Annotated in this window: 1 protein-coding gene; it reads right to left on the minus strand. The window is 71.0% G+C overall.

Annotation, left to right across the window (positions count from 1 at the left end):
- Positions 1–372: hypothetical protein (locus tag G3I71_RS48085; RefSeq protein ID WP_203733191.1), on the minus strand; the 372-nt coding region annotated here is incomplete at its 3' end.
- Between the last annotated feature and the right edge of the window lie 59 nt (positions 373–431).

The following is a 431-nucleotide window of genomic DNA, read 5'->3' on the forward strand; positions in this document are numbered from 1 at the left end:
CGCCACACGGACGGTCGCGCGCGCCTCACCAGCGCCCGGCGCTACGCCCAAGAGCGTGCGGGCACGCCGCACGAGTGCCTCGGTCGGCACGAAGTAGTCGGCGGGCTGATCGGCACGCGCAGCGACAGGCGCCCCGTACGCCGCCGCCGCGAGCGTGTCGGTCAATGCCCACCCAGCAGTGCTCTCGATGTCGTCGACACCGAGGTGGAGCGCCTCGTTGACATGCCGCATCCCGGGACCTGGCACGCCCGCGAGGCTCGTTCGTCTGCTCGGCCAGACCTCCGCAACCCTCCAGAACAGCTCGGTTGTGGGTTGGTTGGTCGTCACCTTGACGAGCGACTCCGCCTTGAGCGCCCTGAGCGTCTCCGACACGGTGCTCGGCGAACGGCGGAGTCGACGGGCCAGGCCTCGCACCGTGTGCTCGTCGACGG

Source organism: Streptomyces sp. SID12501, from assembly GCF_010550245.1.
Classification (GTDB): Bacteria; Actinomycetota; Actinomycetes; order Streptomycetales; family Streptomycetaceae; genus Streptomyces.